This is a genomic window from Candidatus Buchananbacteria bacterium CG10_big_fil_rev_8_21_14_0_10_42_9 (genome assembly GCA_002773845.1).
In the GTDB taxonomy this organism is placed as follows: Bacteria; Patescibacteriota; Patescibacteriia; order Buchananbacterales; family 21-14-0-10-42-9; genus 21-14-0-10-42-9.
This window is the reverse complement of the sequence record PEZZ01000049.1, coordinates 21,341-30,374: the sequence shown is the minus strand read 5'-3', so window position 1 is coordinate 30,374 and position 9,034 is coordinate 21,341. Positions and strand designations below refer to the sequence as shown.

At 39.8% G+C, this 9,034-nt stretch carries 11 protein-coding genes; 8 read left to right on the top strand and 3 right to left on the bottom strand.

The genetic code is table 11. The features are described 5' to 3' along the window. The first annotated feature begins 105 nt into the window (after positions 1-105). Together COT81_05850 and COT81_05845 are read left to right on the top strand one after the other, a co-directional pair. On the top strand, positions 106-381 hold the full coding sequence (locus tag COT81_05850; GenBank protein ID PIS04592.1) for a hypothetical protein: 276 nt from the start codon (positions 106-108) through the stop codon (positions 379-381). Positions 382-392: 11 nt separating this feature from the next. After that, positions 393-791, top strand: coding sequence for a hypothetical protein (locus COT81_05845; GenBank protein ID PIS04591.1), 399 nt, complete (start codon positions 393-395; stop codon positions 789-791). A gap of 328 nt (positions 792-1,119) precedes the next feature. Here COT81_05845 and COT81_05840 read toward each other — a convergent pair whose 3' ends face one another. Then, positions 1,120-1,404 (bottom strand): hypothetical protein, encoded by a 285-nt coding sequence (locus tag COT81_05840; GenBank protein PIS04590.1) that lies wholly within the window; start codon positions 1,402-1,404, stop codon positions 1,120-1,122. A gap of 63 nt (positions 1,405-1,467) precedes the next feature. On the opposite strand from COT81_05840, the gene COT81_05835 reads away from it, so the two are divergent. The 6 genes from COT81_05835 to COT81_05810 all read left to right on the top strand — a co-directional run bounded on the left by COT81_05835 (position 1,468) and on the right by COT81_05810 (position 5,890). After that, the gene (locus COT81_05835; GenBank protein ID PIS04589.1) at positions 1,468-1,803 is read left to right on the top strand and encodes a hypothetical protein; all 336 of its coding nucleotides are present in this window, start codon (positions 1,468-1,470) and stop codon (positions 1,801-1,803) included. 48 nt (positions 1,804-1,851) lie between these two features. After that, positions 1,852-2,319 carry a hypothetical protein gene (locus tag COT81_05830; protein PIS04588.1) on the top strand — a complete coding sequence of 156 codons (468 nt, stop codon included), beginning with the start codon at positions 1,852-1,854 and terminating at the stop codon, positions 2,317-2,319. A 117-nt stretch (positions 2,320-2,436) separates the two neighbouring features. After that, positions 2,437-3,273, top strand: coding sequence for a high-affinity iron transporter (locus tag COT81_05825; GenBank protein ID PIS04587.1), 837 nt, complete (start codon positions 2,437-2,439; stop codon positions 3,271-3,273). Between the two features lie 52 nt (positions 3,274-3,325). Further along, positions 3,326-4,369 carry a hypothetical protein gene (locus COT81_05820; GenBank protein ID PIS04586.1) on the top strand — a complete coding sequence of 348 codons (1,044 nt, stop codon included), beginning with the start codon at positions 3,326-3,328 and terminating at the stop codon, positions 4,367-4,369. A gap of 38 nt (positions 4,370-4,407) precedes the next feature. Next, positions 4,408-5,469, top strand: coding sequence for a mechanosensitive ion channel protein MscS (locus COT81_05815; GenBank protein ID PIS04585.1), 1,062 nt, complete (start codon positions 4,408-4,410; stop codon positions 5,467-5,469). Between the two features lies 1 nt (position 5,470). Beyond that, entirely contained in the window at positions 5,471-5,890 is a 420-nt protein-coding gene (locus tag COT81_05810) for a hypothetical protein (GenBank protein ID PIS04584.1), read from the top strand. A 72-nt stretch (positions 5,891-5,962) separates the two neighbouring features. Here COT81_05810 and COT81_05805 read toward each other — a convergent pair whose 3' ends face one another. Beyond that, positions 5,963-8,491 (bottom strand): hypothetical protein, encoded by a 2,529-nt coding sequence (locus COT81_05805; GenBank protein PIS04583.1) that lies wholly within the window; start codon positions 8,489-8,491, stop codon positions 5,963-5,965. Beyond that, complete coding sequence (locus COT81_05800) at positions 8,491-8,985, bottom strand: hypothetical protein (GenBank protein ID PIS04582.1); 495 nt, start codon at positions 8,983-8,985, stop codon at positions 8,491-8,493. Before COT81_05800 ends, COT81_05805 begins: the two co-directional genes overlap by 1 nt. Between the last annotated feature and the right edge of the window lie 49 nt (positions 8,986-9,034).

Sequence of the window (9,034 nt, the reverse complement as noted above, 5' to 3'; positions counted from 1 at the left end):
ACCTAAAGTATTTGAAAAACAGCCTGTTATGGCTGCTTAAAAGTCTTAGAATGAGTGTTTGGAAAATGGGGTCCTTGACAATCAAATGAGCGAGCAGCCCAAGCAATGGAAAGAGTTGAAAACCGGGGTAAATTCAAAACATTCTTTTTTGGTGCAGATTATAAAAATATCGGGGCTATTAGAAGTGAATTAGCAACAACTGAAAATCATATAAGCCGGCTTACTAGGGTCAAGGAGCAGGTTGAAGATGAAGAAACAAAAACAGAATTAGATGAACAAATAGCAGTACTTGAAGAAGCAAAATCCCAGGCAGAATCTTTTATTAAAGAAAATGAAGATAAATTTAGCATTTTTGGCTGGTTGATTAAATTGTTTAATTGAAAACTGTAACTATGAAAGCATTATTAAAAATACTTAATATATTTTTTGTTGTATTAGGGGTTATTTTTTTCATTTTGATTATTGGTTTGGGTTATATCTGGGTAACTGATCCATTTAATCTTAAGCCGATGATTTCTTCTGGCATGTCGCCGATATCGGTTATAAAGACGGTAACTGGAAACAATGAAGTAGAAATTGACAATATAGACAAGAACCCGCTTCTCACTGAAGAACAAGAAGCACAATTAGAATCTATCGTTATAGATCCGGCAAGCTTGCCTTCAGAAATTACGCCTGAAATGGAAAAATGTTTTATTGAAAAATTAGGTGAAGAAAGAACCAATGAAATAATGCAGGGCGATTCACCGAATACCATGGATTACTTAAAAGCTAATTCTTGCCTGAATTAAAAAATTTTGTTTGCCAACCAAAGTTTAAATTTTTGCTCTAAGTTAATAATTTCAGTTCTAACGCCTGCCCGGATGAATATCGGGGTCCCCCCCGCCAGAGGCGGGCAGGGCAACAAGGTGCTAATTTTGCTACTACCTGGTAAATCAACGACGTTATTTATCCGCCTCTGGCGGAGAATCAGAAAATAAAAAGTCGCCCATTTGGGCGATTTTCTAATATAATTTAACTATAAATTACTTAATTATTATCCGAAGTCCACTTGGTTGTAGCAAGACAACAATACCTAAATCAAAAAGTTTTTTAAAGACAGATGAGGTTTTAATTATATTACATTGATTCGTCACCATCTTCATGTTGTGTTGCGAGCACAATCATAGCAACTAAATCTTGAGCAGTAACGGCAGCGTTGTAATTTACGTTATGATCATTGGCAATTCTTTTTAACTTTTCTAAGGCCTCTTGTGTTTTCTCTTTTGCCAAGGATTCAAGATAGATATAGCTGGGATCACCATGTTCATCGATCCATTTGCGGTTGACACCACCGTCTCCGGCACTTATTGGTTCATCGGGTGTGCCGGTTTGGCCGTTGTTATTTGGTTGTTTAGCAAGCATAATGTTTATATTATACCAATTAATGGCTAAAAAAACAATTTTTTGGTATACTTGAGCTATTCTTTGTTAATCTTTATTATCTTTAAATCAATGCCAATTCAAAACTTAAAAATTGTGAAAAAATTAAAATTTTTAGTGGCAAGTAAATCACAGACAAATCAACAGATAGTCGACCAAGTAGAAGAAGATGCCCAGACCCACCGAATAATAAATAACCAGCAAGAAAGAGAAGACGATCGAAGAGTTGATCATGCGCGCCAGGAGTTGCGATCAGAAAACGAACTAGCAAACAATATGTCTTCACGTAAAACCACAGCCTTAGGAATTAGTGTTGTTATTAATTTAATTCTTTTAGCAGCCCTGCTGATAACTTGGTATCTTATTTTTCTGCATAAATAAGAATAGTTGCCCCCACTGAATTGCTATAATTATTGTTGTAGTAATCTTATGACAAAATCTCCTGAAGGAGGAATCTCTGCGCTAGAAAAAGAATTACCCGAGTATCATATGGCAATTAGATATTTTGGAGTTTATGGAGAGTCGTTGGGAGAGACAGAAGTTAAGAGCTTAAGTTTGCCCGACGAAACATTTTCGCAAGGTGTTGACACTATAGAGCTATCTATTGAAACACCTTTTGGTGATTTTATTCTTGCAGATAATATTAGGGCAGTACGGGAAGCGTTAAGTAGCATTAAGCATTATTGCGATCTTAAGCAACAGGCAGGACAAGCAGGCATCCAAGATTTTGACGAACTGCTTAAAGAAAAAATGTCTGTAAGGGATGGTTATGGTCCGCGAGGAGCAAAAGAAAATTTTGATAAATGGTCTGCAATAAGTAGAGAAATTGAAGATCTTCAGCATAAGCAAGAACAGCTTAAATTAGCACTTCAAAAAGTTAAGGAATATAAAGTTTGATTTTTCTGTTAAATTTAAAGGCGGCAATTCGATGGAGTTTATTCGCCTTGCCTGCCGGCAGGCAAGCATAGGCGGGCTCACCCGCTCCGATGATAATTTAATTAGCATATTATTTAAGTGTTACCAAGTTTTGTTATAACATTTCGCGAAGTTTTAGAAATCACTCTGGTTGTCGGAGTGGTTTTAAGCTATTTAAATAGAACTCGGCAAACACATTACAACCAAATTGTATATGTGGGGCTTGGCTTTGGAGTTGTTGCAAGTATTATTGCCGGGTTCTTATTTTTTAATATAGCCGGGAGCTTTAGCGGCAGAGCGGAAGAAATTTTTGAAGGGGCCATGATGTTTGTTGGGGCGGGGGTATTAACGTATATGATTTTTTGGATGATGCGGCAAAAGCAAATTGCTCAAAAAATTGAACATAGAGTTGCCAAGCAAATGGATAAGCCTCACGCTTATGGTTTGTTTTTGTTAGTTTTTGTTTCAGTCTTGAGAGAGGGTATAGAAATGGTGATATTCCTTAATGTGGCTTCTCTGGTTTCGGCTAATAGCGTTTTGCTTGGCTTTATTTTAGGAACGGTGTTGGCAGTTTTATTAGGTTATCTGTTGTTTAAGGGTTTTCGTAAAATTAGCATTAAACATTTTTTTAATGTCACGAGCTTAGTTTTAATCTTTTTTGCCGCTGGGCTTTTGGCTCACGGTGTTCATGAATTCCACGAAGCTCATATTTTGCCGCCGCTAATTGATGAAGTTTGGAACATTAATCCCCCCGTACTTGCCGACGGTAGTTATCCGTTAATGCACGACAAAGGACAAATCGGCATTTTATTGGCTGGAATATTTGGCTACAACGGCAACCCTTCGCTTTTAGAGTTGTTGATTTACTTGGCATATTTAGCTTTGGTTTTTTTAATCTGGAAAAGATTGAATTTACCTCAAAGAGTAAAAAATTAAAATAAGTCACACTTATTTGGCGCGGTCGTTATAGTACTATATACTAGTGCTTATGCGTCGTAAAACAAAAATTAAGTATTTTTTAGTTTCAATTGCGGCGTTAGCGATGCCGTTTTTTGTTTTTGCCCAAACCGTGCGCGAAATTACTTTTCCCGTTGACGGCGACTATACCATTTTAGACAATTTTGGCGATCCGCGTTCCGGCGGCCGGACGCACCAAGGCATTGATATTTTGGCTGACAAGATGACGCCGTTAGTTTCCGCGGTTGATGGGTACGTACGCTATATTACTTTTAATGAGCCAACCTGGGGATACGCTGTTTATATTAATGATAGCGACGGATATTCTTATCGTTATTTGCATATTAATAATGATACGCCGGGAACTGACGATGGTAACGGCGGACCGGAATACGCATTTGTGCCGGGGTTGCAGCGCGGTACACAAGTTAGTGCTGGACAACATATTGCGTGGGTAGGAGATAGCGGCAATGCTGAAAGCACCGGTTCGCATTTGCATTTTGAAATTTGGACGCCAGAGCGTGAGCCAATTGACCCTTACGCTAGTTTGCAAGCGGCATTGAGTCCTGCGCGAAGCACAACCGCATATTTTTTTACCCGTGATTTAGAGTTTGGAGATGAGCATCAAGACGTTTTAGAGCTACAGCGTTATTTGAATAATACTGGTTTTACAGTCGCATTTAGCGGGGCTGGTTCACCGGGCAATGAAACAACTTATTTTGGCCGAGCGACTCAATCCGCTTTAGCTTCTTTTCAGCAAGCCAAGGGTATAAGCCCGGCGGTTGGCTACTTTGGGCCAATTACCCGCGGCGTGATAAACCAAAGCGCAGCCGCTACCACGTCGCTAAAACCCGAGACAGAATTAACTGATACTCCTTACGGCATTCAACCGGGCTGGCTGATTAAAAATAAGCGCACGGTGGAAGTTTTTTATATTGATACAGATTTAAGTATGCGCTGGATAATTAATGAAGCAGTTGCTGAAAAGCACTTCGGTTCAACATGGAATCAAAATATTTACGAATTTGACGATGTGACTAAGCTTGATTTGAAATTTGGCGACAATTTAGAGTAAGGTTTGTACGAATAAAATTTTGTGCTAATATAGAGGGCATGGGATTTGTTGAGTTTTTTAAGGGCTATGAGTTTTTAGGCAATAGCGGTTATGACTATATAGTGTCGGCCGTTATTTTTGTTGGCTTACTTATTGCGTTGAAGATTTTTCAAGTGATTATTTTGGCTCGGCTAAAGCAGTTAGCCAAAAAAACTAAAACAGAGTTTGACGACGTTTTAATTAAAATTTTTACTAAAGTTAAACCGCCATTTTATTTAGTCGTCGCTTTATTTTTTGCAGTTAAGGCATTAACTTTACCTAGCTACGCCAACACGCTTGTTAAAGCGTTTTTTATCATTGCGGTAGTGTATGAAATAATACAAGCCATTCATAGGCTTGTTGATTATTTTGCCAAAAAATACATTGACCAAGCGGATGAAGAAGACAAGGGTACGGCCGAATCAATGATGAGCGTGGTTAAAATTATCGTGGCGGCTGTAGTTTGGATTGTTGGCATATTAGTGGTGTTGTCTAATTTGGGTGTGAATGTAACTTCGCTGGTTGCCAGTTTGGGCGTTGGCGGTTTGGCGGTGGCGTTGGCATTACAAAAGGTATTTGCTGATTTATTTAGCTCGCTTTCAATTTATATTGATAAACCGTTCAAAGTCGGTGATTTTATCGTTATTGGCGAACATAAAGGCACAGTTGAGCGCATTGGGCTAAAAACCACGCGTATTCGTTCACTTACCGGTGAGGAGCTCGTGGTGTCTAATACAGAATTGACCAGCACGCGGGTGCAAAATTTCAAACGCATGACTCGCCGCCGGGCTTTATTTCATTTTGGTATAGTTTATGGCACTTCACAAAAAAAGATTGAATCAGTCCCAGACATAGTTAAGGAAATTATTGATAAAACTAAAAACGCAGAGTTTGATCGGTGTCATTTTTACAAATTTGGCGATTCAAGTCTAGACTTTGAAGTTGTCTATTACGTTGAGTCGTCTGATTACAATGCCTATATGGATATTCAACAAAGTGTTAATTTGTCATTATGCGAAAAATTTGCTAAAGAGAAGATAGTGTTCGCCTACCCAACTCAAACTATTTATTTACAAAAATAATATGGACAAAAAACCTGAAGGAGGCCATGCAGAGCAAGAAGAAGGCATTACAACAATTGCCATTGGCTTTGACCAGATACAAAATCTCAGAGAATTACGAAAACAGGCTTTAGAAAAGTATAAAGGCACAGAAAAAGGTAGCGCTTTAAATTTTAGAATGAATGATTTTGCTAGACAAATTGAGGAGGCGGTGCCTGATGCCGGTAAGTCAAAAGCTTTTCAAATATTATGTGGGAGTACCGGCACCCTGGAAGACCCAAATTATGAAGATACTGATTTTTCAGGCTGGTGTTCTGTGCGAGATTTTTTTGAACAGATAGACGAGGTTTTAAAAAATACTTCACTCCAAGAGGAGCGGAGTAGGGCAATGGCTGAGATGCTGTCCGATAACAAAGAAGATAAAGGAGAACAGGACAGTTGAGTTTTTTATGCCTCGCCATGCCCGCAGGGGCACAAAATTTTTTGCCTCTGTATTTATTATGATGTGATGTATTTATAAAGTCCGTTCAAGCGGCGGGCCTTGGGACGGTGAAGTTTCTGCGCCCAATTTAGACCGTTCTAAAATTTCTTTTTCAACTTGACTTTTATCCCGTCCATATTTGCGGCGGGATAAATCTTTTACGGCTTGTGCCATCTGCCGGTTACCGGCTTGTGGTGGATAAGTAGTTAAGTTAAAAGCTTTGCTCGCCTGGTTATCAATCAGTAATCTTATGTAAGCGTTAAAGCGTTCAATATTCATCACGTCGTATTCACTCACTACCGGCGCCAGCTGTTTGGCGATTAATTCCGAATCATCAGGGCCAACGCGAAAAGTTACCAACGTGCCGACATTGCCAAAAACAGCGTCGCGAATTTTGGTGTCATTGCCTTGCACCAACTGGTTGACGTATTGGTGGGCTAAAGTTAAGTTTAAACGATATTTTCTAGCCTCTGATAAAATCGTGGCGATGCTATCAGTAATAAAATTTTGAAACTCATCAATGTATAAATAAAAGTCATGGCGTTCTGATTCAGGCACGTCAGCGCGGCTAAGAGCGGCCATTTGGAGTTTTGATACCACAATTAAACCCAGCAAGTTAGAATTAATTTCGCCGACGTTACCTTTGGATAAATTAACCAGCAGAATTTTTTGCCCATCCATTATTTGGCGGAAGTTAAAGCCGGATTTTGGCTGGCCGATAATGTTTCTAACCATCGCGTTCTCGACAAATCGGCCAACTTTAGAAATTAAGTATCCAAGCATTTCGGATTTGTGAAAGTCGGATGTTTTCGCCATTTCCTTTTCCCAAAATTGGCGTACAAGCGGGTCAGTCACAAATTTTAAGTTATATTTTTGGAATTGCGGGTCGGTAAAAATGCGCGGGATATCGACAATTGTGCCCGGCCGTTCGGTGTTAGCCATTAAAGTGAGCATGGCGTTACGCATGTTGTGTTCGAACATCGGCCCAATCATTGAAGGATCAGTCACTAATTTATAGAAAATAGCAATCATTTCTTGGGTAGCAAAGTCAGCCTCTTGCGGCGTTTTGGCTTCTAACATATTAAGGCCAACCGGCTTATCAACGTCGGCTGGGTTGAAAAGCACAACATCATCAGCTCTGTTTTTGGGAATTAATCCTAACACCTCTTCAACTAATGATCCGTGCGGATCAATAACGCAAACTCCTTTGCCCGCGGTAATATCTTGGACAATTAAATTTTGCATATAAGCCGATTTACCGGTACCAGTGCTACCGATCACATACATATGGCGACGACGGTCGTCTTCTTTCATATGAATTTCAGTTTGGCTGCCGCGGTATAAATTAAGTCCAAGCAACAAGCCGTCTTTGGGCGTATTGACCGGGGCCGGTTCAACGCGCGCAAGCAGCCATAAGATGTTTGGTGTTTCAATCTCAGGAATTGGAAAATGGTAAATTGATGCCAGCTCTTCAGAATTTAAAATGTTTTTTCGCCCAGGTTTATAGGTCCGATAAATAAAATCTTTAAGTAACCGGGATCGCGAATCGGAAGTTTTTTTAAAGCTGTTGCCATATTCGTAATAATTAAATTGGCTAAAGGCGTCAATGATTCCTTGTAAGTATTGGTCGGCGATGCCGGCATCTTGAGATGCGGCGACGACGCGAATAGTTACTTCCATGCCGGCCTTGGAAGTTTTATTTTCTAAACCTTTAACGAGCTCTTCTTCCATCGGTGACAGGCGATGAATTTCCGGTTGCTGATTGCGGGGATCTTGTTTTTTAGTTGAAGTTACTCCGCCATAAGATAAAAATTCGCCTACCCATCCAAATTTTGAACCTTTATTTTTAATCGCTTGGCCAAGCTGCTTGCCTTGCTGCATTTCTGAGGCGACTTGTTTGCCGGCCCGGTGCCAAGACTTGCGGGCCGAGCGGGCGATAATTTGTAGCGCCAATCCGTCGTCAATAGTGACTTTACTCATGGCGTTAGTAATAGCACTTAATGGATCACCATCAAGCTGTTCGTAAGTTTTAATTGGAAACATGTATTTACGGGCCAAGTTAAGATAAAAACCTTTTACAAAACCGTACGCTTTAAAAATATTGTAATCATGCACAACCGTTAATTCAGCGTCAGGGAAATGCGCATGAATTTGTTGTTGGATATGTTGGTACAGATATTTAGGCACGGCCACGTAAAATGAAATCCAACCGTGTTGGGCCACAATTTCAAAAGACAATACATCTTCGCGCCCGTAAAACCAAGTTTTTAATCCATTTGCGATTTTTTGCCCACCTAAAATGGAAAATAAATTTTCCATTAAGCTAATGCGTTGGCGAATCACATCCGTCGGGTTGGCCTGCTGGTTATTTTCCTCGGCTGACTCCTTGGGCAGTTTGACTAAAATTAATAATTTCGTAAATTTATCTGGCACAATGTAAAGCCGGCGCACGATAGCTCGGGCAACGTATAACGCAACTACTAAAACCGCAAAGATAATAGCCGCGAAAAGCAACACTAATCGCAAGTCGGCAATTATTTGAGAAGATGACAGAAATGACATTATTTCCCCCTCAGCCCCATAATTTTATCGGCTTTAATTTTGGCTTCCTGCTCTAAAAAGTAACGGTTGATGCCCGGTACTAGTTTAAGCCACTCTTTTATCAGCGAGATAATTTTTTTAACTCTAACTTTAGTCTGGTTTAATAAATCGGCAATGGCAATGGCGGTAGCTTCGCCTTTTTGTTTAAATTTAGGTTTGAGGTCGGCCGGCAAAGATTGATATAGCGGCGCGATATCTTCTTCTAAAATATTTTCAATCGCCGTTACATCTTCAGTGCGAATAGCGCCGGTAATGGTTTTGGGACGCGTTGGCTCTGAGGGCGGAGGAGGAGTTGTTTTTTTGCTGGGCGGCTGTTCGGGTTTGGCTGACTCTCGAAGTTGTTCTAATTCTTCTTTAGAAACTTCTTTTTCTGGTTGTAAAATTTGCGGTTCTTTAATTTCCCGCCCTAAAAGTTTTTCTAAAGTTTGTTCTTCTTGTTTTTTTCGGCCTAGCATAACCTCATAATTTTACCATAAAACCAGGTAAATTACATATAAGGTTGAT

Coding starts and splice junctions, on each gene's coding strand:
- COT81_05810 (PIS04584.1), top strand. CDS start 5,471: ATGGACAAAAAACCTGAAGGAGGCCATGCAGAGCAAGAAGAAGGCATT.
- COT81_05820 (PIS04586.1), top strand. CDS start 3,326: ATGCGTCGTAAAACAAAAATTAAGTATTTTTTAGTTTCAATTGCGGCG.
- COT81_05800 (PIS04582.1), bottom strand. CDS start 8,985: ATGCTAGGCCGAAAAAAACAAGAAGAACAAACTTTAGAAAAACTTTTA.
- COT81_05850 (PIS04592.1), top strand. CDS start 106: ATGGAAAGAGTTGAAAACCGGGGTAAATTCAAAACATTCTTTTTTGGT.
- COT81_05840 (PIS04590.1), bottom strand. CDS start 1,404: ATGCTTGCTAAACAACCAAATAACAACGGCCAAACCGGCACACCCGAT.
- COT81_05815 (PIS04585.1), top strand. CDS start 4,408: ATGGGATTTGTTGAGTTTTTTAAGGGCTATGAGTTTTTAGGCAATAGC.
- COT81_05830 (PIS04588.1), top strand. CDS start 1,852: ATGACAAAATCTCCTGAAGGAGGAATCTCTGCGCTAGAAAAAGAATTA.
- COT81_05805 (PIS04583.1), bottom strand. CDS start 8,491: ATGTCATTTCTGTCATCTTCTCAAATAATTGCCGACTTGCGATTAGTG.
- COT81_05845 (PIS04591.1), top strand. CDS start 393: ATGAAAGCATTATTAAAAATACTTAATATATTTTTTGTTGTATTAGGG.